Below are 22,379 nucleotides of genomic sequence, written 5' to 3' on the forward strand. Positions count from 1 at the left end.
CCTCACGTCAAGAAGCGCTCCTTCAGGATGCGCCGGAGCAGCTTCCCGGCCTCGGAACGGGGCAGCTCTTCCACAAACTCCACGGCGCGCGGGACCTTCATCCGGCCCAGATGGGCGCGGCAATGGGCCAGGAGCGCGTCGGGCGAAGCGTGGGCCCGCGGCACCACCAGGGCCAGCGGCACCTCGCCCAGATCGGCATCCTTCACGCCGATCACCGCGCATTCCGAGACATCGGGGTGGCGCGACAGCACCGCCTCGATCTCAGCCGGGTAGATGTTGACCCCCCCGGAGAGGATCAGGTCCGCCCGCCGGTCAGAGAGGAACAGGTAGCCCTCCTCGTCCAAGGAGCCGAGATCGCCCAACGTCGCCCAGCCCCTGTCATTATAGGAAGCCTCGGTCTTGGCTGGGTCATTGTGGTAGGCGAAGCGGGCGCCGCCCTCGAACCACACGCGGCCGACCTCGCCGGGCGGAAGCTCCTTCCCTTCCTCGTCGGTGATGTGCAGGCGGCCATAGACGGCGCGGCCGACGCTGCCCGGGCGCGCCATCCACTCCTGGGGAGAGATCACCGTGGTGCCGATGCCTTCGCTGCCGGCGTAGTACTCCCAGAGAATCGGCCCCCACCACGCCATCATGGCGCGCTTCACTTCGACCGGGCATGGCGCGGCGGCATGGATGGCGCAGCGATGCGAGGACAGGTCGTGCCGCTGCCGCACTTCCTCCGGCAGTGCGAGGAGGCGCGCGAACATGGTCGGCACCCACTGGCTGTGGGTCACGCGGAATCGCTCGATCATCGCGAGGCATGTCTCGGCATCGAACTTCCGCAGGATCACGGCGGTGCCGCCATGGTCCATGGCGCGCTGGAGGTAGCGGTTCGGCGCGGCGTGATAGAGCGGAGCAGGCGAGAGGTAGACCGTGTCCGCACCGAAGCCGTAGAGCCGCTTCCAGCTCATGTCGAATTCGGGCTTGTCGCGCTCCTCCCAGGGAATGAGGGGACGGCGGATGCCCTTGGGCAACCCGGTGGTGCCGGAGGAATAGAGAAAGTCCCTCCCGAGCGGCCGGGGCGGCTCGGGCCAGGTCGCGGGCTGACCGGCAGAGAGCCATTCCAGAGGCGCGAAGCCGGGCAGCGTGCCTCCCGCTGCGTAGCGATGCGGAACGTCGTCCAGATCCAGCGCACCGGCGAGCGCCGCGAGCCCCGCATCCGCCACCAGCACCCGCGCGCCGGAATCGCGCAGCACGTGCGCCACCTCGTGCGGACGGAGATGGATGGAGAGCGGTGTGACCATCAACCCAGCCCGCCTTGCGCCATATCCCAGCACCAGGAAGTCCGGCGTATTGGGCAGGAGCATCGCGATGCCCTCGCCCGGCGAGAGGCCCAGCGACAGGAAGCCGTTGGCAGCACGGTTCGCCGCCTCGTCCAGGGCGCGGAAGGTCAAGGACTCGCCCGTTTCGGGAAAGATCGCACAGATCTTGTCGGGATCTTCCTTGGCGCGCGCGGCCAGCAGCGGCATGGCGTTTCCTCTCCTCGCGGCATCCATGCTTCCGGCTGCCCCGGCTTGCGTCAACTGCGCGCGCATGATGCGCTGCCTTCGCATCCGCGAAGGAGGAAACAGGATGGACGTTAAGGGGGCCGTCGCGATCGTGACGGGCGGCGCTTCGGGGCTCGGGCTGGCGACGGCCAAGCGCCTTGCCTCCCAGGGCGCCAAGATCATGATCGTGGACCTTGCCACCTCCAATGGCGAGGCGATGGCGAAGGAGCTTGGCGGCGGCTTCGCGGTGGCCGACGTGGCCGATGAAGGTCAGATGCAGGATGCCGTCGCGACAGCCGAGAAGCTCGGCCCGGTGCGCGTGCTGGTGCATTGCGCCGGCCGTGGTGGCGCGCTTCGCATCCTGGAGAAGGACGGCACTCCCGGCAGCCTCGCGCAGTACGAGGCGATCATCCGCGTGAACCTCACCGGCTCCTTCAATGCGCTTCGCCTTGCAGCCGCGGCGATGGCCAAGAACGATGCGGTGGAAGGCGAACGCGGCGTCTGCATCCTCACCGCTTCCATTGCGGGATATGAGGGGCAGATCGGGCAGATTCCCTATGCGTCGTCCAAGGCTGGCGTGATCGGCATGACGCTCGTCGCGGCGCGGGACCTGGCGTCGAAGGGCATTCGCGTCTGCACCATCGCACCCGGCATCATGGACACGCCGATGCTTCAGCGCCTGTCCGACCCGGTGAAGCAGTCACTCGCGCAGGGCGTACCAAATCCGCATCGCCTGGGCCTGCCGGAGGAATATGGTCGCCTCGCTGCGCATATCGTCGAGAATGGTTATTTGAACGGCGAGACGATTCGTCTCGATGGCGCGCTGCGGATGGCGCCGCGCTGAAGCGAATGCGGGCGGCGACGTGGTGCGCCGCCCGCCCATTGGTCATCGGCGCTGCGGCATGACCTCAGAGATGCGGACCGTCGCAGCCTGTGGGCGGCTGCGGTCAAAGGTGCCGACCCAGATGTTGTAGTTGCCGCTCTGCGGCCGCTCGAACACCACGCCGGGGTTCAGACCCTGGAAATCGTCGTTGCAGATCCAACGGCCCGAGGGATCGTTGATGACGATGGTCGTGTCTACCGACGACACGGCGGAAATGATAAGCGGGAAGGAACCCGCCTCATAATTCAGGTCCACGTCGGGACGCGAGAAGTCGATCCAACCGGCGCAGCCAGGGCCGATTCCGTCCGCCTGCCGGTCACCACCAGCCTCCACCGAAACCTCGCGCGGGTCGGGCTGGAAGTCGGCGCGCAGATTCAGCGTGCCGTAGCGCGGATCGGCGCGCCAATCCGGAAAGGGACCGCCTTGCGGTGCCTTCTGCTGCGCGAAGCCGCTCCCCGCGGCCAGTGCCAACCCCAGCACGGCCAGAGCAACGGTCTTTCTCATGTACGCGTCCTTCCTTGATGTCAGAATTGGGGAAAGCTGAACCGGTGTCGTTCGGAAGTCAAAGCCGAGTTTCATGAAGAATCTGTCGGCATTCCATCGCGCGCCAGGGCGGCAGCGCCGAGCAGCCAGGCGGTGCATGCCCCTCAATGGAAAGGCGCAGTATTTCGAGATCCACTTCGCTGTCCACGTCATGCCAAGCGGGTAGTTCGAGCAGGCGCATCCCCGCAGCGGCATGGCGCGTCGCTGCCATCAGATCCGGCGTGGACCACGGCATGCCGCGAAGAAGCGCCGGCGCTGGCCGCGCCAAGGCAAGAAGGCAGTATCCGTCGTCGAGGGCCGGCACCAAGGCCGCGTCAGCACCATCGTACAGCCCCGCCATCGCAAGCTCCGCCAGAGTCGGCGGTAGGGTCGGCGCATCCGTTCCAATGAGCAGGGAGGGATAGCCTAAAGTTTCGAAAGCCGCCTCCATGCGCTCGCCCAAGTCGCCGGTACTCTGCGGCACCACGGTGAAGCCCGGCAGCGTCACCTCGCCCTCCGCGAAGGCCACGACACTGGCGGAACGTCGTTGCGCGATCTCAACGGCGAGCGCTACCGAGTCCTGCAGAAACGCGCGCGCGAACATGGCGGCCCGCTCCGCCCCCATCGTCGCGGCGAGGCGGGTCTTCCCGCGAGCGGGGTCCTTGCACATCAGGCCAATCATGCGCGCGAACGTGCCACGGGCGACGAGGGGCGATAAGGTGGGCGCCATGCAGGAAGCAGATCTCTGCGTTGTCGGCGCGGGCTCGGGTGGGTTGTCGGTCGCGGCCGGCGCAGCCCGGATGGGCGCGCGCGTCGTGCTGGTCGAGCGCGGAGCGATGGGCGGCGAATGCCTGAACACGGGCTGCGTCCCGTCCAAGGCGCTGCTCTCAGCGGCGCGTGAGGGCGTGGCTTTCTCGGAGGCCATGGCGCGGGTCCGCAGAGCCATAGCCGCTATCGCCCCACACGACTCGGAGGAAAGGTTCCGGGGCCTCGGCTGCGAAGTCATCCGCGCCTCCGCCCGCTTCGTTTCGCCACGGGAAATGGAGGCCGGAGGCCGGCGCATCCGTGCCCGGCGCTTTGTCCTGGCCACCGGCTCGCGCGCCGTGGTGCCCGACATTCCTGGCCTGGCCGCGCCCCTCACCAACGAAACGCTGTTCAACCTGGAGGCGCTGCCCGGGCACCTCGCCATTCTGGGCGGCGGGCCGATCGGTGTTGAAATGGCACAGGGTTTCCGCCGCCTGGGAGCCCAGGTCACGCTGATCGAGCGCGGCCCACGACTGCTTCTTCGTGACGAGCCGGATACCTCCGCCCTCATTCAGCGCGGGCTGGAGCGCGAAGGCATCTCCATCCGGCTGGGCGAGGCCCCGGAGCGCGCGGAGGGCACGCGGTTGCATCTCCCTTCGGGCCCGGTCGAGGCGACGCATGTCCTCGCGGCGGTCGGGCGTGTGCCTGTGGTGGATGGGCTCGACCTCGAGGCGGGCGGCGTGGCCCATGATGCCAAGGGCATCACCGTGGATGACGGGCTTCGCAGCGTCAGCAACCGCCGCGTCTTTGCGCTCGGCGACGTAGCGGGGCGCGGGCAATGGACGCATCTCGCAGGATGGCAGGCGGGTATCGTGCTGCGGCGGGCCTTGTTCCTGCTTCCCGCACGTGCCCGACCGCCTGCCCTCCCTTCCGTCACCTATTGCGAGCCGGAAGCGGCTCAGGTCGGGCTGACCGAGGACCAAGCACCCGGCTGCACCGTGCAGGTGGCTGAACTTGCGCGCACCGACCGCGGCGTGACCGACGGCGTGACGGAGGGTCGCGTGAAGCTCGTCCTCGGCCGGGGTGGCAAGATGCTGGGATGCTCCATCGTCGGGCCCCATGCGGGCGAGATGATCGGGCTGCCGACCCTCGCCATCGCGCGGGGCCTCGGTGCCCGCGACCTGGCCGGGATGATCCTGCCCTACCCCACTTTGTCCGAGGCGCTGAAGCGCGCCGCCGGTCAGCATTTCGAACCGGCCCTGTTCGGGCCGCGCACCCGCTCCCTCGTCCGTCTCATCCAGCGCTGGATGCCGTGAGGCGCCTGCTCCTCGCCGCTGGGGCTTTCCTCCTCCTGCTTGTCGCACTGCGCCTGTCGCCATTGGGCGAGGCGCTCTCTTTGGAGAATCTCCGGCAGCACCAGGCTGGGCTGCTTGCATTGGTGGCTGAACGGCCCTTCCTGGCCGCACTGCTGTTCCTCTGCGCCTATGTCGCGGTGGTAGCCCTGTCTCTTCCGGGCGCAACGGTGATGACGCTCACCGGCGGCTTCCTGTTCGGGCCGCTGGTCGGCACTGCGTTGGCAGTAATGGGGGCGACCGTCGGAGCGGCGCTCGTCTTCCTGCTGGCGCGTCGCATCGTGGGGGCGAAGGGGCTTGAGAGCCTGGGTGAGCGCGGTGCGCGGCTGGCGGCCCTACTGCGGCGCGACGGCTTCCTCGTCCTTCTGGCGCTACGCCTCGTGCCCCTCTTTCCCTTCGTGCTGGTGAACCTGCTGCCGCCATTAGCCGGCATGCGGCTTCCAGCCTTCCTCGCCGCGACAGCACTGGGCATCGTTCCGGCCACCTTTGCCTACGCGCTGGCGGGTTCCGGCCTGGGCGACGCGCTGGAGGGCGGGCGCGTCCTGACGCCCGAGATCATCGTGGCGCTGTGTGGGCTTGCCCTGGTGGCGCTGTTGGGCATCCCGCTGCGACGCTGGTTGGAGCGGCGCTGAACACCGCCCCCTTGGCCACTACCTGCCGCCGTGCAAATGTCTTCCCATACTCGCAAGGATGCAGGATGCTTCGCCTTCTCTCCGTTGTACTTCTGGTCGCCACGCCCGCCTTGGCCGAAACGCGGCAGCCGAGCCCGGCGCAGCGGGCGCAGCAGGAAAGGATGCGAAGCTGCAACGCCGAAGCGAAGAGTCGCAGCCTTTCCGGCGAGCAGCGTCAGGGCTTCATGCGGAGCTGCCTACGCGGCCAGTCTACCGGTGCGACGCCGCAGCCGATGTGACCGCCGGCGCCGCTTACCAGCGGCGCACTGGTCCGCAATCGAGATGCACAAAGCCGTCACGCCGATACAGCCCGACACCGCCCGTCTGCATGTCGGCCGCGGTGCGCGCGATTCCCATGGAATCACGGCCCGGAAGGCGGCAATCCACAGCCATGCCCGACATGTGCAGCGAGACACGTGACACCCGCCGGGACTCCCGTGCACGGGCCGCGTTGCTCTCCGGCGCACGATAGGCGCTAATGACATCCCACATGTCGTCGGAGCCGAGGCGGCGTTGCACCTGGTTCAGCACATCGAACAGGCGCGGGTCCATAGGTGTCGCCTCGTCCAGGCCAGGGTCGCGCAGCACCTCGTCCAGGCGGTGCAGCGCGTCGCGGTCATAGCGGCCGTCGCGCCAATAGACGCCGCGGAAGGAATCGCCGGTCTGGACGCGACGCACGGCGATGGAGCGGGTGCCCGAAGCGCCGCTCTGTGCCATGGCCGGGGCTGTCAGCAGGCCGAAGGCGGCACCCAGCATCACGCGGCGGGGAACGGCGTCACACGTCGCGCCGTCCCGGCAGGCCGGGCAGGTATGTTGAAAGAGTCGCATGGTTTCTAGCTCCGCGCCGCCACCGGAACGCGGGGAGCGCGGCTTTCCATTGCGCGCGCATAGGCTTGGTCGAGCCCATAAATGTCCGGACGGATCCGGACATCCCTCCCCGCGACCGTGACGGTCGAATAATGAAGGCGGATGGGTAGCTGTCGCCTCAGCGAGGTGACGGAGGTGGCGCGGGAGGCCAGCATTCGGTCTGCCCGCTCGCGGTCCCAGCCGGGCATGCCGTCCAGGAGCAACGTCAGGAAATCCATCGGACGCTCCAGCCGGATGCAGCCCGAGGAGAAGGCGCGGTCTGGGCGGCGGAAATACTGCCGCTCCGGCGTGTCGTGCAGGAAGATGTCATCGCCGTTCGGCATGATGAACTTCAGCCGGCCGAGCGCATTCAGGTCGCCAGCATCCTGCCTGAGGATGAAGGGGAATCGGTCGGGGTGGATGGAGCGCCAGTCCACCGTCATCGGGTCGATTTCCGTCAACTCGCCGTCGATGCGGCGGAAGATGCGGATCCCGCGCTGAGCGAGCGACTGCGGGTCGCGGCGGAGGCGCGGAAGCATGTCCTCCTTCGCGAGGCGCTGCGGCACACCCCAGGGCGGATTGAACTGAACCGCGGTCAGCCGCGTCACGATCATCGGCGTTGCACGGGCGGGGCGGCCCACCACCACCGCCATGTCCATCAGCACCCGGTCCTCCTCCAGCACCAGGAGGCGGTAATCGGGGACGTTCACTTCGATGCGGCGTTCGCGCAGCGCCGGCGCCAGGCCACGCCGCATGTCGAGGGCAACGCGGATCTGGTCGATCTGCTGCTGCGGAGAGCGGTTGAGCGCGGCGAAGGTCAGCGCGCCAATGCGGCCATCCGGCTCCAGCCCTGCTTCGGTCTGGAAGCGGCGCACCGCCGCGACAAGCGCCTCATCATATTCCGTGCCCGCACCAGGGCGGGCGGCAAGCCCCGGGTCCGTCGCGGCGAGGCGCGCACGCAGGGCAGGCACGCGGGCGTCGTCGACGCCCGGCTCCAGCGTGCCCCCCGCGCTGGGGACGGTGGGAAGCGGACGCAGCGCGCGGGCCCGGGCCGCAGCGAGTTCCGCCTTCAGCACCGCGACGTCCGGCCCGGCCTGAGCCGCGCGGTCCAGCGCCTCGACCGGCTCGGCGGATTGGGTGATCTGAGCCAGCCAAGGCGTGAGGGGATGCGCGGCCGTGTCGCGCCGCAGATCCACGCGCCCGACAGGAATTCCTGCCCGCCCGTGCAGGAGGTCCGTCACGACCAGGCCGGCCGCGCGCAGGATGGCGGCAGGGTCGGACAGCGTCGCCGGGCCGAGATCGTACCAGCGCGGGTCCAGCCCATCCTCCTCGACACGGAGCAGGCGCTCACCCAGCCGCGCAAGGGCCTCCGGCCCGGCCGCAATGGGGCGCGCCTGGGCGTTGGCGCGCCCGGAGGCAGCGCCAAGCGCCGCGATGGCGGCCAGGAAATGGCGACGATCCATGGCCCGGTTCTACACGCCTCCCCAGCCCCACGCCAAGCGCGGGCAAACCCTCAGCCGAAGTTCGAACCCTGCGACAGCGGCAGTATCCGAAGCCTAAACGCAACGCTTCATTGATCGGGCGTCAGTAGCAGGAGGGCCTCACCCTCCTCCACCGCGTCGCCCAGGGCGTGAGGCACCGACTCGATCCGGCCGGCAAAGGGCGCATGGAACTTCAGCTCAGTCTTCATGGCTTCCATGACCGCAAGGAGTTGGCCCTCCGCGACCCTGTCGCCCGCGGCGACCAGCAACTGCACCAGCCGTCCGGGAATGGGCGCGAGCAAGGTCCCGGCATCTCCGGCTTCGGAGGCAGAGGCTGGGGCCTCGACCCGCTCCAGCCGCCATGCCTCGCCGGGCCGCGTGACCCGGATGGCCTTACCGTCGGCGGCAAATTGAGCCCCGGATGCGTCGGGTGTCACGCCATCCAGGGTCACGCCGGATGGCGCGCGCCGCACAACAAGGGCATGCGTGGTCACCCCGTCGGACCAGTGCTCCACCCTCTCAGCCGCGCCATGAAGCCGGAACCCGTCCCGCCGGTCCCAGGGTCCGGACGCCGACTCGGGGCGGTGCCGCCCCAAGGCCGCGGCGAGGAGCTTTGCCGGCATCGGCTGCGGCGCGGCGAGCAATGCATCCGCATGCCGGGCGATGAAACCCGTGTCCAGCTCCAAAGCACGCAACGCGGGATGCCGCGCCAAGCGCCGGAGGAAAGGAAGGTTCGTAGCGAAGCCCTCAAGGGTCGCCGCATCCAGCGCCGCCGCAAGGCGGTCCAGCGCAGCCTCGCGGTCCTGGCCCCAGGCGATCAGCTTCGCCAGCATCGGGTCGTAGAAGGAAGTGACCGCATCGCCCGCGCGGAACCCGGCATCGAGGCGCAGCCCCTCACCTTCGGGAACCTCCAGCCGGGTGACCCGACCGGTCGAAGGCCGAAAATCATGTACCGCATCCTCGGCGTAGAGCCGGACCTCGACCGCGTGGCCCCTCGGCAAGGGCGGGAAGTCGCCTGGCAGGGCTTCGCCGGATGCGACGCGCAACTGCCATTCCACGAGATCGAGGCCGGTCACCAGCTCGGTCACTGGATGCTCGACCTGCAAGCGCGTGTTCATCTCCAGGAAATAGGCCTCATCGCCCTCCACGATGAACTCCACCGTTCCGGCATTCACGTAGGCCACGGCGCGCGCGGCATTCACGGCAGCGTCGTGCAGCCTTTCCCTTAGCGCTTCCGACAGAGCCGGGGCAGGCGCTTCCTCCAGCACCTTCTGATGGCGGCGCTGCACCGAGCAATCGCGCGTGTGCAGGTGGATGATGCGGCCGCGCTGGTCGCCCAGCACCTGCACCTCTACATGACGTGGTCGGGTGAGGTAGCGCTCCAGCAGGACGCGTGCATCGCCGAAGGCGGCTTGCGCTTCGCGCCGAGCTCCGGCCAGCTCAGCAAGGAAATCCGCCGGCCCGTAAGCAGGGCGCATCCCCTTCCCGCCCCCGCCGGCACTGGCCTTGATCAGCACGGGAAAACCGATGCGCTGCGCTTCAGCCTCCAGCACCGCGTCAGACTGGTCCTCGCCATGATATCCGGGCACGGTCGGCACGCCGGCTGCCACCATGAGGCGTTTGCTCTCGGCCTTGGAGCCCATGGCCCGGATGGCCTCAGGCCCCGGCCCGACGAAGGCGATGCCAGAGGCGGTGCAGGCTTCGGCAAAGGCCGCGTTCTCGCTGAGGAAGCCGTAGCCGGGGTGAATCGCATCGGCGCCCGCGCGGCGTGCCACGTCCAGGATCGTGTCTGCGCGCAGATAGGACTGCGCTGCCGGGGCGGGGCCGATGCAATGCGCCTCGTCTGCTGCCCCGACATGCAGCGCGTGGCGGTCGGCCTCGGAGTACACGGCGACGACACGGCAGCCGAGGCGTCGCGCGGTGCGGGCGATGCGGACGGCGATCTCGCCGCGATTGGCGATCAGGAGGGTGCGGAACATGACGCTCACATCCGGAAGAGTGGTGCTATGCGCCGCTCGCCCGGCGCGTGCATCGCCGCGTGCAGCGCCAGGCCCAGCACGTCCCGACTCAGGGCGGGTGGGATGATGCCGTCATCCCACAGCCTTGCCGTGGCGTGGTAGGGATCGCCCTCGCGCTCGTACTTGTCGCGGATCGGGGCCTTGAATGTTTCCTCCTCCTCTGCGCTCCAGGCCTTGCCCGCCGCTTCGAGATTGTCGCGGCGAAGCGTTGCCAGGACGCTCGCCGCCTGCTCACCGCCCATGACCGAGATCCGCGAATTGGGCCAGGTGAAGAGAAAGCGCGGCGAGTAGGCTCGGCCGCACATGCCGTAATTCCCCGCTCCGAAGGAGCCGCCGGTGATGAGAGTCAGCTTCGGCACGGATGCTGTGGCGACGGCGGTGACCAGCTTCGCTCCATCCTTGGCTATGCCGCCCGTTTCATATTTCCGTCCTACCATGAAGCCGGCGATGTTCTGCAGGAAGAGCAGCGAGATGCCGCGCTGGCAGCAAATCTCTATGAAATGCGCGCCCTTCTGCGCGCTCTCGCTGAACAGGATGCCGTCATTCGCGAGGATGCCAACGGGCATGCCCCAGAGATGCGCGAAGCCGGTCACGAGCGTCGTTCCGTAGCGCGGCTTGAACTCATCCAGTTCGGAGCCGTCCACGATGCGCGCGATGATCTCGCGTGCCGGGACTGGCTGCCGCACGTCGCCAGGCACCAGCCCGTGCAGATCGGCGGGGTCATAGGCAGGAGGGGCCGCGCGGCGCGGGGCGGCAGGCGGCTTGGGCGCGTTGAGGTTGCCGACGATGCGGCGCAGCAGCGCCAGGGCGTGATGGTCATCCTCGGCCAGATGATCGGCAACGCCGGACAGGCGGGTGTGCACGTCGCCGCCGCCGAGGTCTTCGGCGCTCACCACCTCGCCGGTCGCAGCCTTCACCAGGGGTGGGCCGCCCAGGAAGATCGTGCCCTGGCTGCGGACGATCACCGCCTCGTCGCACATGGCGGGCACATAGGCACCACCCGCGGTGCAGGAGCCCATCACGGCAGCGATCTGCGGGATGCCCTCGGCCGACATGGTGGCTTGGTTAAAGAAGATGCGGCCGAAATGCTCGCGGTCGGGGAAGATCTCGTCCTGGTTCGGCAGGTTGGCGCCGCCTGAGTCGACGAGGTAGAGGCAAGGCAGCCGGTTCTCCCGTGCGATTTCCTGGGCGCGCAGGTGCTTCTTCACCGTCAGGGGGAAATAGGTGCCGCCTTTCACCGTCGCGTCATTGGCGACGATCACGCAGAGCCGCCCAGACACCATGCCCAGGCCGGTCACGAGCCCGGCTCCCGGCACTTCATTGCCATACATGCCGTTTGCCGCGAGCGGACTCAGCTCCAGGAAGGGCGCGCCGGGGTCGAGCAGGTTCTCGACGCGCGCGCGGGGCAGCAGCTTGCCACGCGACAGGTGCTTCTGCCGTGCCGCCTCGGGACCGCCCAAAGCCGCGCGGGCAGTGCGGGTCGAAAGCTGCTCCAGCAGCGCCTCCATGCGGATGCGATTGGCGCGGAACTCCTCGGTCCTTGTGTTCAGCTTCGAGGCGACGCGCATCTAGGCGGTTTCCCGGAAGATCTCGCGGCCGATCAGCAGGCGGCGGATCTCGCTGGTCCCGGCGCCGATCTCATAGAGCTTCGCGTCGCGCAGGAGCCGCCCGGTCGGATAGTCATTAATGTAGCCATTACCCCCCAGGATCTGGATCGCGTCCAGCGCAGCCCGCGTCGCCTCCTCTGCCGCAAACAGGATGGCGCCCGCCGCGTCCTTGCGCGTGGTCCTGCCTGCGTCGCAGGCGCGCGCCACGGCGTAGACATAGGCGCGCGCCGCATTCAGCCGTGTGTACATGTCCGCGACCTTGCCCTGGATGAATTGGAACTCGCCGATCGGGCTGCCGAACTGCTGCCTCTGATGGATATAGGGCACCACCACGTCCAGGCAGGCCTGCATGATGCCGAGCGGCCCCGCCGCCAGCACCGCACGTTCATAATCTAGCCCGGACATCAGGACCCGCACGCCGCCATTCACGGCGCCCAGCACGTTCTCCTCCGGCACCTCGCAATCCTCGAAGACGAGCTCCGAGGTGGGCGAGCCGCGCATGCCAAGCTTGTCCAGCTTCTGCGCCGGCGTGAATCCCTTGAAGCCGCGTTCGACGATGAAAGCGGTGATGCCCTTCGGCCCTGCCTCTGCCTCCGTCTTGGCATAGACGATGATGGTCTCGGCATAGTGGGCGTTGGTGATCCAGAGCTTCGTGCCGTTCAGCACGTAGCGGTCACCACGCTTCTCCGCGCGCAGCTTCATGGAAACGACGTCGGAACCCGCACCCGGCTCGCTCATCGCCAGCGCGCCGAGGTGATCGCCGCTGATCAGCTTCGGCAGGTAGCGGCCCTTCTGCTCCTTCGTGCCGTTCCGCTCGATCTGGTTGACGCAGAGATTGCTGTGCGCGCCATAGGAGAGGCCGATGCTGGCGGAGGCACGGCTCACCTCCTCCATCGCCACACAGTGAGCGAGGTAGCCCATGCCAGCCCCGCCATGCTCCTCGCTGGCAGTGATGCCATGCAGGCCGAGCGCCCCCATCTCCGGCCAAAGGTGGCGCGGGAATTCGTCGGTGCGGTCGATCTCGGCCGCGAGGGGTGCGATGCGCTGCTCGCTGAAGCCGCGCACCGTGTCGCGCAGGGCCTCGATGGGCTCGCCGAGGGCGAAATCCAGCCCGGGAGGGGCATTCGGGATCATGGCAGCCTTTTCCAGTTCTCGCGCAGGGTGCGCCGCATGATCTTGCCTGTCGCCGTCTGCGGCAACTCGGCAACGAAGCGGATGTGGCGAGGATAGAGGTGGCCGGCAAGGCGGGTCCGGACATGGGCCTGCAGGGCGGCCTCCAGCTCAGGGCTTGGAGAATGACCGGCGCGGAGGACGACCGCCGCGGCCACCGCCTCGGTCCGCATAGGGTCTGGGATGCCGATTACGGCGGCGGCCGCTACCGACTCATGGCGAATCAGGCAGTCCTCCACTTCGCCAGGACCGATCCGGTAGCCGGCGGAGGTGATGACATCGTCCGCGCGACCGAGGAAGCGGATGAAGCCATCTCCATCCATCTCGCCGGCATCGCCGGTCATGAGCCAGCCGTCACGGAACTTGGCGGTGGTGTCCTCGGGCCGGTTCCAGTAGCGCATGAACATGACCGGATCGGGCGCACGTATCGCAATCTCGCCCTCCACGATGGACACCTCATGCCCCAGCACGGCACGGCCCGCCCAGCCGGGCTTCGGTGGGAAGAGGGCACCGCAGGACGAGACGACAAGATTGCATTCGGTCTGGCCGTAAAACTCGTTGATCGAAACGCCGAACGCTTCCCTTCCCCACTCCAGCATCTCCGCGCCCAGCGTCTCGCCACCCGAACCGATGGAGCGCGGCCGGGCACCGAGGCGCGCCGGGTCCGGCACCTGGCGCATGAGGCGCAACGCAGTGGGCGGCAGGAACAGGTTGCGGATCCCGTGGCGAGCGACGAGGTGGAAGGCCTCCTCAGGGTCGAACTTCGTCATGCGGTGCGCCATAACCGGCACGCCGTGAAACAGGCTGGGCAGGAGCACGTCGAGCAGCCCCCCGATCCAGGCCCAATCCGCGGGCGTCCAGAACAGGTCGCCCGGCTGGGGGAAGAGGTCCTGCGGCATCTCCACCCCCGGCAGATGGCCGATTAGCACCCGGTGCGCATGCAGCGCCCCCTTAGGGGAGCCTGTGGTGCCGCTGGTGTAGATGATCAGCGCCGGGTCTTCCGCCGAGGTATCCGCGCATTCGTGTCGGTCGCCCGCGCGCTCCATGGCGGCCAGCATGTCCACGGCGCCTGCCCCAATGGTGAAGGCCAGGGGACCGGCTGGAAGCTTCGGAAGTCCATCGCCGTCCGTGATGACGGCGCGCGCATCGCAATCCGCAAGGCGGTAGGCGATGGCATCCGCGCCAAAAAGCTGGAACAGGGGCACGGCGATGGCGCCGACGCGGTAGATGGCCATATGCGCCACTACCGTCTCGACCGCCTGCGGCAGTAGCACGCCAACGCGGTCCGCTGGCCCGATGCCATGGGCCAGCAGGACATTTGCCATGCGCGAGGACTGGCGCAGCAACTCGTCGAACGTGATCCCCGGCCCATCCGGGAGCAGCAGGGCGACGCGCCCCGATCCGTCGGCCCAGCGGTCGCAGCAGGCTCGGGCGATGTTGAATCGTTCCGGGATGTCCCAGCGGAAGTCGCGTCGCCAGGCTTCGTAAGAGGTCACAGCCAACGCTTGCGCCGTTTGTAGCTCTTGATGTTCTTGAAGGACTTCCGTTCCGCCCCGTGGCCGCCGAGGTAGAACTCCTTCACATCCTCATTGTCCATCAGCGATGCGGCGGTGCCGTCCAGAACGACCTTGCCCTGCTCCATCACGTAGCCGTAGGAGGCGACGGACAGCGCCATGCGCGCATTCTGCTCCACCAGCAGGATAGTGATGCCGAGGTCGCGGTTCAGCTTTCGGATGATGCCGAACACCTCCTTCACCAGGAGCGGCGAAAGACCCATGGACGGCTCGTCCATCAGGATGAGCTTGGGACGCGCCATCAGGGCCCGGCCGATGGCGAGCATCTGCTGCTCCCCGCCAGAGAGATAGCCAGCAAGCCCCGTCCGCTCCTTGAGGCGCGGGAAATACGAATACACCATATCGATGTCGCGCTTTACCTCGCCATCCGAGCGGGTGAAGGCGCCGAGCCGAAGATTCTCCTGGCACGTCATGTCGGCGACGATGCGGCGCCCCTCCATCACCTGGAAGATGCCGCGGCGGACGATGTTGTGCGCTTCGATGCCGTGGATCGGGTCTCCCATGAAGCGGATCTCGCCCCGAGTGACCTCACCCTCCTCCGTGCGCAGCAGGCCGGAAATCGCCTTGAGGGTCGTGGACTTGCCCGCCCCATTGGCGCCCAGAAGGGCGACGATCTCGCCCTGCGGGACTTCAAGCGACAGCCCGCGCAGCACCAGGATGACGTCGTTGTACACGACCTCGATGTTGCTGACTTGGAGCAGCGGGGCCGTCATCGATTCACCAACCCAGCCAGTCGCGGCGGCGCTCGAGGTTGATGGTCGTCACCGGCTCCAGCCTCATGGTGCCGCTGCGCATCAGTTCGTCCACGCTTGCTTGGGTGGTGTCGCCCTGCACCACGGAGCGGTAGAGCGCGACCGCGAGCGTGCCGCGGTGGTCTTCATTGGAAAAGTTGGAGGGCGCGCATACGCCCTGGAACCCTTCTGGTACCCAATCGCGTCGCGCATAGAACCCGTCGCGAATGCGCACTCCGGTGATCTGACCGCCATCGGCAGCCGCCGTCTCCATCGCCTCGACCATCAGCATCGCCGCGCAGACTCCCGCGAGGTAGTGCACGGGGCGATAAGCGTTGCCCGCCTGGTCGCTCATGCGCGAAATGGTGCGGATCTGATTCATGCCAGGCACTTCTTGGCCCCAGACCGCGGCGGTGCGGACCGGGAATACCACGCCATTCGCCGCGGCGCCGGCGGCCTTCATCGCGTTCTCGTCCATGCCCCAGACATTGCCCAGGAACTGCACCTGCGCGCCCACCGTCTGGCATGCCCGCAGCACGGAAATGTTGGAGCCGGCGGTGTTGCCCAGATAGGCGTAGTTGGCACCCTGGTTCCGCAGCGTCAGGCACTGGGCGGTGTAGTCACCCGGCGCCAGCGCGAACTGAATGGAAGGCAAAACCTCGAAGCCGAGCTCCTGAGCCAGCGCCTCTCCCGCCGCCTTGGGCGAGTTCGGATAGGGGTGATTAGCGCCCATGTGGACGTATTTCGGCCGCCCCTGCTGGCCACGACGCTGCCAGTCGTCGCGCGCCCAGATCAGCATGGCACGCAGCGCGTCGCTGTAGGACGGACCATAGAAGAAGTTGAAGGGCGCGGCCTTATCCGCCCGGGGCGCGCGACCAGTCGGGTCGGTCAGCGCGGCCGAATAGGAGGCTGAGATGTAGGGAACGCGGTCGCGCGTGTTGAAAGCGATCAGCGCCTCGGTGTCCACCGTGCCCCAGCCCTGAATCGCGACCGGCCGCTCACGGCCCATCCAGGACTGGTACTGGCTGATAGCGCGCGGAGCCTGGTAGCCGTAATCCACCGTCATCACGTGCATCGTGCGCCCGGCGACGCGGCGATTGGCGTTCACCCAGGCCAGCGCGTCCTGGACGCCTCGCCCATAGGGCACGCCGACATCGGAGGTCGCGCCCGAGTAATCCGCGATGTGCCCGACCTGAATGGGGGCCTGCGCCAGAGCAGGGCTCGCCCCCAAGGCCAGCGCCGCCGCGAGAAGGGTCATCTTCATGGACGTGTCCTCCGAATTTCTTGCTTAGTGCGAGTAGGGGTAAAGCTTCCAATAAGCCTTGATCAACCGCCATCGCCGGGCCAGCCCGTCGGGCTCGAAGATCAGGAAAAGAATGATGGCAGCACCGATAGCCATCTCGCGCAGGAAGTTCAGCGAGTTGCCGAGGTTCAGCGCACGGTCCAGCGCGCCGCCTTGCAAGGCCTGCGCCGCGCTCTGCACCGCCTCCGGCATCAGCACCATGAACGCGGCACCCATCAGCGATCCCATGACCGAGCCCAGCCCGCCGATGATGATCATGGCGAGGAACTGGATGGAGAACAGGATGTTGAAGGCCTCGACGCTGACGAAGAGGATGTAGTGCGCATAAAGCGCGCCACCGACGCCTGCGTAGAAGGAGGCGATGCCAAAGGATAGGGTGCGGTAGTAGGCGAGGTTGATACCCATGACCTCGGCGGACAGGTAGTGGTCGCGCACGGCCACAAGGGCGCGCCCGTCGCGCGACCGCATCAGGTTCGCCGCCATCACGTACATCAGCACGACCCAAGCGAGGACGACGTAAAAATAGGTCTCCTCCCGGTCGAAGCGGAAGCGGAACAGGGAGAAGTTCTCGGTCACCTGCCCAGCGACGCCGCCAGAAAACCACCGCGCGCGAGCGAAGAAATCCTCAAGGATGAACTGCGCCGCGAGCGTGGCGATAGCCAGATAGAGGCCCTTGAGCCGCGCTGCCGGCAGGCCGAAGACAAGGCCGACCAGCGCCGTGGCGACACCGGCCAGCGGAATGGCCAGTACCACCGGCACGCCCAGCTTCACGAACCCGGCCGAGGCGAAGGCGCCAAAGCCAAAGAAGGCCGCGTGCCCGATCGAGATCTGCCCGGTGAAACCGACAAGGATGTTGAGCCCGAGCGCGGCGATGCCCAGGAAGCCGATCTGGATCAGCAGCGACAACTCGTACCGTCCGAACACGAGCGGCGCGAGGCAAAGCAGCACCAGGCCAACCCCGAGCGCGATACGTGAATTGCGCGTCGGGAAGATCGTCATGTCCGCAGCATAGGAGGTGCGGAAGTCGCCGCAGGGGAGCGGGCTGGCCGTCGCCATGGCTCAGACCCGCTCGATGTTGCGGGTGCCGAACAGGCCATAGGGCTTGATCAGCAGGATCAGCACCAGCGCGTAGAAGGGGGCAACGTTGATCATATTGCCCCAGTTCAACCACTGCGCGTCGAGATACTGCGCGACATTCTCTAGCACGCCGACGATGATCCCGCCGAGCATGGCGCCGACGATGGAATCCAGCCCGCCCAGGATAACTGCCGGAAACACCTTGATGCCGTAAAAGGAAAGACCGGAGGAAACGCCCGAAACCACGCCGACTACCACCCCGGCCACGGCCGAGACCACCGCGCTGATCGCCCACGACATGGCGAAGACCTTAGGCACCGAGACGCCCAGCGATTGTGCCACCTGCTGGTCGAAAGCCGTCGCCCTCATGGCTAGGCCGTGCTTGGAGAAGGTGAAGAACCACCAGAACCCCAGCATGATCACCACCGACAGGACGAGGGAGAGCAGATAGACACTCTGGACCTCAAGCCCGAGCAGCGAGACGCGTTCCGAAGCAAAGATGGGTGGGAAGGGCTGGGCGAAGACGCCGAACATCCATTTCATCAGTGCTTGGAAAAAGATCGACAGCCCCACCGTCGCCATGATGACGGAGATCACGGGTTCACCAATCAGGGGCCGGAGCACCGTCACCTGCAGCACGATCCCGAAGATTGTCATGAAGGCGAGGCACATGGGGAAGGCTAGCCAGAAGGGAAGCTGCATGTCGGTGATGAGCCACCAGCACGCCCAAGCCCCGACCAGCAGGAACTCGCCCTGGGCGAAATTCACCACCTGCGAAGCCTTGTAGATCAGGACGAAGGACATCGCGACGACGCCATAGAGCGCCCCCACGATCAGCCCGTTCACCAGCAGCTGGAGAAAGAGGGTCCCTTCCATGGTCAGGCCGCCCTTGCTTGCGCTGCATCGGCGCGTTGCACGGTCAGGTTGGTGCGGATGCGGCTGTGGCTGCCGTCCTGGAAGGTGATGGTGGTATCCACCGGGATCTCGCCCTGCCCGCCATAGATCGCGGCAATGATGTCGCCGTATTTCTGGTTGATGACGCCGCGCCGCACCTTGCGCGTGCGCGTCAGCTCCTCGTCATCCGCGTCGAGCTCCTTGTAGAGCAGCACGAAGTCACGGATGCGCTGCGCTTCCGGCAAGGTCGCGTTTACCTTGGCGACTTCCTCGGCGATCAGGGCCTGGACCTGCGGCCGGGCCGACAGGTCGGTGTAGGTTGTGAAGGCGATGCGGTTCCGCTCAGCCCATTTGCTGACGATGGGAAAGCGGATGCAGATCATGGCGGCGAGGTGCGGCCGCCCATCGCCGAGCACCACCGCCTCGGCCACATAGGGCGAGAACTTCAGCTTGTTCTCGATGTATTGCGGTGAGAAGCGCGTACCGGTGCTGGTGGTGGCGATGTCCTTGATGCGGTCGATCACCACGAGCCGGCCCATAGGGTCGAAGAATCCCGCGTCACCCGTATGCAGCCAGCCATCGCGCAGGTCGGGCGTCTCGGCCACGCCGAAATACCCGCTGAACATGTACGGATGGCGCGTGACGATCTCGCCGACGCCATTCGCATCCGGGTCGTCCACGCGAAGCTCGATCCGTGCGTTGAACGGCGCACCTACTGTCTCGAAATCAGCTCGGCCGGGCGCCTGCAGCGTATACGCGCCAAGGGTCTCGGTCTGCCCATAAAGCTGGCGCAGCGGCACACCGAGCGCGAGGAAAAAGCGAAACGTGTCGGGCCCGAGAGCGGCGCCGCCCGTAGCGGCGGAGCGCAAATTGGTGAATCCCAGGCGGTCGCGCAGCGCGCGAAACAGGACCCCGTCCGCGAGGGCCGACCGTCCCCCCTTCTCCAGCGCCTGCAGCCCCAGCTTCATGCCAAGGTCGAACATGCGACGCTTCATCGGGCTCGCGTCCATCACGCGCGCACGCACCTCTGCGGCCAAAGCCTCCCAGGTGCGAGGCGCGAAGAGAACGAAGCTGGGGCCGACCTCCCGGAAATCGGCCATGGTGGTCTCCGGCTCCTCGACGAAGTTGACCTTCATGCGGGAGATGAGGTTCCAGCCAACCGCGTAGATCTGCTCCATGATCCAGGGCAGCGGCAGCACGGAAACATACTCGTCCTGGGGCCCCTTGGGGTCGACGGCCAGATACGCCTCGCAATGGCGAATCAACGCGCTGGAAGTGAGCTGGGCCAATTTGGGCCGCGCGGTCGTACCGGACGTCGTACAAAGGATCGCAACGTCCTCGCCGCGTGTCGCCTGGATAAACGCGTCATACTCGTCGGCTGACCGTTCCGCGCCTCGACGCAGCAATTTATCGGCACTGATGAGGCGCGGGTCCTCGAGCTTGCGCATCCCGCGCGGGTCGCTGAACACGATGTGCCGCAGGCCAGGCAGGCGATCGCCGATATTGAGCAGCTTGTCCGCCTGCTCCTCATCCTCGGCGAAGACCACCGATGCACTGGTGACGCCCAGAAGGTACTCGACCTCGTCCTCCATGGAATCACGATAGATGCCGAGAGTGCGACAACCTAGCGCATGCGCCGCCACCTCGCCCATCACCCAGTCGGGCCGGTTGTCGCCGATCAGCCCGACCACCTCGCCGCTGCGGATTCCGAGTGTCGCCAAGCCGAGTGCGAAGCCGCGGACGCGAGCCTGGTATTCGGCCCAGGTGAAGGAACGCCAAATGCCCAGATGCTTCTCCCGCAGCGCGACCTCATCCCCATGGTCCCTGGCATTGCGGGCGAGAATGCGTGGGAGCGTGTCCTCCGTCATCCCGCCGTCTCCGGCTGCGGGGCCTCCTCCACCTCCCCCAGATAGGCACTACGCACCTGGGCGTCGGCCATCACCTCATCCGGCCGGCCCTCCGCGATCTTGCGGCCGAAATCCAGCACCATGACGCGGTGGGAGATGTCCATGACCACGCCCATGTCGTGCTCGATCATCAGCACGGTCATGCCCCATTCCTGGTTCAGGTCGAGGATGAAGCGGGCCATGTCCTCCTTTTCTTCGAGGTTCATGCCGGCCATCGGCTCATCCAGCAGGATCAGCTTGGGGCGTAGCGCCACGGCGCGCGCCAGTTCCACCCGCTTGCGGAGGCCGTAGGAGAGCGTCCCGGCCGCGGCTTTCCGGACATGCTGGATCTCGAGGAAGTCGATGATCTCCTCGACCTCGCGCCGATGCGCCAGCTCTTCCTGCCGCGCACCGCCGAACCAATGGACCATGCCCCGAACGAAGCCGGACTTCATCAGGTGGTGGCGTCCGACCATGATGTTGTCGAGCACGCTCATGTGACCGAACAGCGCGAGGTTCTGGAAGGTGCGCCCCAGCCCGAGCGCCGCGCGACGGTTGGTCGGCAGGCGCGTGATGTCCTTGCCTTCGAACAGGATGCGTCCCTCGGTCGGCCGGTAGCGGCCCGAGACGCAGTTCACCATGGAGGTCTTGCCCGCACCGTTCGGGCCAATGATCGAGAAGACCTCACCCGCCTGGATGGCGAAGGAAACGTCGGTGAGCGCGCGAACACCTCCGAATCGGAGCGACACGCGGTCCGCCTCCAGGATTGCACTTCCCGGCATTCTTCCTCCCTGTAAGGGCGGAAGGCTAGTCGGGAGGATGGCCGCTCCGCAAGCGCATTGCGTCGGCGCGCATCTGCGCTGCCAGCGGGGGGTCGTCCGTGGCAATCGCGTCCAAGGCAAGCTCCGGCGACAGGGCATGGCGCAGGGTGGGTGCGTGGTTCGCGCCCCAGACCGAGAGCCGCAGCCCGGCCTCATGGACCGCCCGTGCCAGCCCGGCCTCGACAGCTTCGACGGGCAGTCCAAGTTCCGTGGCGCCGACGGCACGGCAGGCTGCAATCAGGTCCTCGGCTCGGCTGGCGCGGCGTCGGCGCCCATCCACCAGCAGCACGTATTGCGCGAACCCGCCTATCGCGACTGCTTCGGCCAGGGTGGCAGACTCGAAAGACATCACGACTGCGGCTTGCCGATCGCCCACGGCATGGACGGCCGCGCGAACCAGCCCCGGATAGGGGGAGCCTGTCGTATCGCTCTTGATCTCGAGACGCAGGATCTTTCCACCGGCCGAGATGGCGCTTGCCGCCTCGCGCAAGTGAGGAATGGCCTCGCCGCCCGTTCCTTTCACCCGCAGGCGCTGGAGCGTCGACCAGTCCAGGGCCGAAACCGGCCCGGAGCCATCCGTCATCCGGTCCAGCGTCGCGTCATGCATCACGACCGGTTCGCCATCGCGCGACATATGGATGTCGATCTCCACCTGCTCCGCCTCGAAGGCGCAAGCGGCGCGGATGGCAGCGAGGCTGTTCTCGGGCCAGAGGAAGGCGCCGCCGCGATGGCTGGCAAGTTCGGGGGCAGGCATGATCGGCGTGTCGCGCCGCCTGGGCCGAGCCGTCAAGCCTCCGCCAGCGCATGTCGCAGGGCCGTGGCAAGGTTGCGGCCGAAGCGTGGGGCATCCATGAGTGGTGGCGCCTCCATTCGCTTCCGCATCCCGGCCCGCAATTCTGCCAAGGCGCTCAAGTCTCCTGCTTTGGACAAGGCGACGCTGACAAGCCCCCATCAGGTGGGCCGAGTTCAATGAGGGCCGATCATGAGGAAGCTGCTCGTCGCTGAGGGTGCTGGCAGGGCGATGCCGATGACCTCTGGCGCTGGCGGGCGGTATCCGAGGGAGGAATGGGGCCTGATGGCGTTGTAGTGCTTTCGCCATTCCTCGATGAGCACCTGCGCTTCGCGGAGCGTGGCGAACACCTCGCCGTCCAGCAGCTCGTCCCGCAGCTTGCCGTTGAACGACTCTACGTAGCCATTACCGGGCATGATTGGGCCGGTGCTCGCGTGTCGCGCCACGTCGGTGTGGCGGCATATGGTGCGACCATCCGGGACA

The 22,379-nt window shown here is 67.2% G+C and carries 20 protein-coding genes and 1 pseudogene; 4 read left to right on the plus strand and 17 right to left on the minus strand.

Annotation, left to right across the window (positions count from 1 at the left end; genetic code table 11):
• Positions 1-2: 2 nt before the first annotated feature.
• Entirely contained in the window at positions 3-1,508 is a 1,506-nt protein-coding gene (locus JTJ31_RS01985) for an AMP-binding protein (protein ID WP_207536911.1), read from the minus strand.
• A gap of 103 nt (positions 1,509-1,611) precedes the next feature.
• Between JTJ31_RS01985 and JTJ31_RS01990 the strand changes: the two genes are divergently transcribed.
• Positions 1,612-2,370 (plus strand): SDR family NAD(P)-dependent oxidoreductase, encoded by a 759-nt coding sequence (locus tag JTJ31_RS01990; RefSeq protein ID WP_207536912.1) that lies wholly within the window; start codon positions 1,612-1,614, stop codon positions 2,368-2,370.
• Between the two features lie 42 nt (positions 2,371-2,412).
• Here the strand turns inward: JTJ31_RS01990 and JTJ31_RS01995 are convergent, their stop codons facing one another.
• Both JTJ31_RS01995 and JTJ31_RS02000 read right to left on the minus strand, forming a co-directional pair.
• Complete coding sequence (locus tag JTJ31_RS01995; RefSeq protein WP_207536913.1) at positions 2,413-2,913, minus strand: hypothetical protein; 501 nt, start codon at positions 2,911-2,913, stop codon at positions 2,413-2,415.
• A 58-nt stretch (positions 2,914-2,971) separates the two neighbouring features.
• Positions 2,972-3,535: a DUF2064 domain-containing protein gene (locus JTJ31_RS02000; RefSeq protein ID WP_207536914.1), complete on the minus strand. Its 564-nt coding sequence runs from the start codon at positions 3,533-3,535 to the stop codon at positions 2,972-2,974.
• 124 nt (positions 3,536-3,659) lie between these two features.
• Here JTJ31_RS02000 and JTJ31_RS02005 point away from each other — a divergent pair, with 124 nt between their 5' ends.
• The 3 genes from JTJ31_RS02005 to JTJ31_RS02015 all read left to right on the plus strand — a co-directional run bounded on the left by JTJ31_RS02005 (position 3,660) and on the right by JTJ31_RS02015 (position 5,937).
• Positions 3,660-4,991 (plus strand): dihydrolipoyl dehydrogenase family protein, encoded by a 1,332-nt coding sequence (locus JTJ31_RS02005; RefSeq protein WP_207536915.1) that lies wholly within the window; start codon positions 3,660-3,662, stop codon positions 4,989-4,991.
• A complete protein-coding gene (locus JTJ31_RS02010; protein ID WP_207536916.1) occupies positions 4,988-5,659 on the plus strand; it encodes a TVP38/TMEM64 family protein in 672 nt (223 codons plus the stop codon). The genes JTJ31_RS02005 and JTJ31_RS02010 overlap by 4 nt, the downstream gene beginning before the upstream one ends.
• Positions 5,660-5,724: 65 nt before the next feature.
• Positions 5,725-5,937 carry a PsiF family protein gene (locus tag JTJ31_RS02015; protein ID WP_207536917.1) on the plus strand — a complete coding sequence of 71 codons (213 nt, stop codon included), beginning with the start codon at positions 5,725-5,727 and terminating at the stop codon, positions 5,935-5,937.
• Positions 5,938-5,950: 13 nt separating this feature from the next.
• On the opposite strand, the gene JTJ31_RS02020 is transcribed toward JTJ31_RS02015, so the two are convergent.
• From JTJ31_RS02020 to JTJ31_RS02085, 14 genes and pseudogenes are all read right to left on the minus strand, one after another.
• Positions 5,951-6,526, minus strand: a complete 576-nt coding sequence (locus tag JTJ31_RS02020; RefSeq protein ID WP_207536918.1) for a DUF882 domain-containing protein — start codon at positions 6,524-6,526, stop codon at positions 5,951-5,953.
• 5 nt (positions 6,527-6,531) lie between these two features.
• Complete coding sequence (locus JTJ31_RS02025) at positions 6,532-8,007, minus strand: L,D-transpeptidase family protein (protein ID WP_207536919.1); 1,476 nt, start codon at positions 8,005-8,007, stop codon at positions 6,532-6,534.
• 107 nt (positions 8,008-8,114) lie between these two features.
• Positions 8,115-10,004: an ATP-binding protein gene (locus tag JTJ31_RS02030; protein WP_207536920.1), complete on the minus strand. Its 1,890-nt coding sequence runs from the start codon at positions 10,002-10,004 to the stop codon at positions 8,115-8,117.
• Positions 10,005-10,009: 5 nt separating this feature from the next.
• Positions 10,010-11,611: a carboxyl transferase domain-containing protein gene (locus JTJ31_RS02035; RefSeq protein ID WP_207536921.1), complete on the minus strand. Its 1,602-nt coding sequence runs from the start codon at positions 11,609-11,611 to the stop codon at positions 10,010-10,012.
• Positions 11,612-12,784, minus strand: a complete 1,173-nt coding sequence (locus JTJ31_RS02040) for an isovaleryl-CoA dehydrogenase (protein WP_207536922.1) — start codon at positions 12,782-12,784, stop codon at positions 11,612-11,614. It abuts the gene before it with no gap.
• Positions 12,781-14,316, minus strand: a complete 1,536-nt coding sequence (locus tag JTJ31_RS02045; RefSeq protein ID WP_328805659.1) for an AMP-binding protein — start codon at positions 14,314-14,316, stop codon at positions 12,781-12,783. The genes JTJ31_RS02040 and JTJ31_RS02045 overlap by 4 nt, the downstream gene beginning before the upstream one ends.
• Positions 14,313-15,107 carry an ABC transporter ATP-binding protein gene (locus tag JTJ31_RS02050; protein ID WP_207536924.1) on the minus strand — a complete coding sequence of 265 codons (795 nt, stop codon included), beginning with the start codon at positions 15,105-15,107 and terminating at the stop codon, positions 14,313-14,315. Before JTJ31_RS02050 ends, JTJ31_RS02045 begins: the two co-directional genes overlap by 4 nt.
• A gap of 4 nt (positions 15,108-15,111) precedes the next feature.
• A complete protein-coding gene (locus JTJ31_RS02055) occupies positions 15,112-16,389 on the minus strand; it encodes an ABC transporter substrate-binding protein (RefSeq protein WP_207536925.1) in 1,278 nt (425 codons plus the stop codon).
• Between the two features lie 24 nt (positions 16,390-16,413).
• A complete protein-coding gene (locus JTJ31_RS02060) occupies positions 16,414-17,484 on the minus strand; it encodes a branched-chain amino acid ABC transporter permease (RefSeq protein ID WP_207536926.1) in 1,071 nt (356 codons plus the stop codon).
• A 3-nt stretch (positions 17,485-17,487) separates the two neighbouring features.
• Positions 17,488-18,381: a branched-chain amino acid ABC transporter permease gene (locus JTJ31_RS02065; RefSeq protein WP_207536927.1), complete on the minus strand. Its 894-nt coding sequence runs from the start codon at positions 18,379-18,381 to the stop codon at positions 17,488-17,490.
• Between the two features lie 2 nt (positions 18,382-18,383).
• Entirely contained in the window at positions 18,384-20,267 is a 1,884-nt protein-coding gene (locus tag JTJ31_RS02070; protein WP_207536928.1) for an AMP-binding protein, read from the minus strand.
• Positions 20,264-21,067, minus strand: coding sequence for an ABC transporter ATP-binding protein (locus JTJ31_RS02075; protein WP_207536929.1), 804 nt, complete (start codon positions 21,065-21,067; stop codon positions 20,264-20,266). Before JTJ31_RS02075 ends, JTJ31_RS02070 begins: the two co-directional genes overlap by 4 nt.
• Positions 21,068-21,092: 25 nt before the next feature.
• Positions 21,093-21,896 (minus strand): glycerophosphodiester phosphodiesterase, encoded by an 804-nt coding sequence (locus JTJ31_RS02080; RefSeq protein ID WP_207536930.1) that lies wholly within the window; start codon positions 21,894-21,896, stop codon positions 21,093-21,095.
• A gap of 176 nt (positions 21,897-22,072) precedes the next feature.
• Positions 22,073-22,315 (minus strand): annotated as a pseudogene (locus JTJ31_RS02085) (integrase core domain-containing protein); the annotation flags it as partial.
• Positions 22,316-22,379 lie beyond the last annotated feature (64 nt).

It is taken from the genome of Sabulicella rubraurantiaca (genome assembly GCF_017355885.1).
Taxonomy (GTDB): domain Bacteria; phylum Pseudomonadota; class Alphaproteobacteria; order Acetobacterales; family Acetobacteraceae; genus Roseococcus; species Roseococcus rubraurantiacus.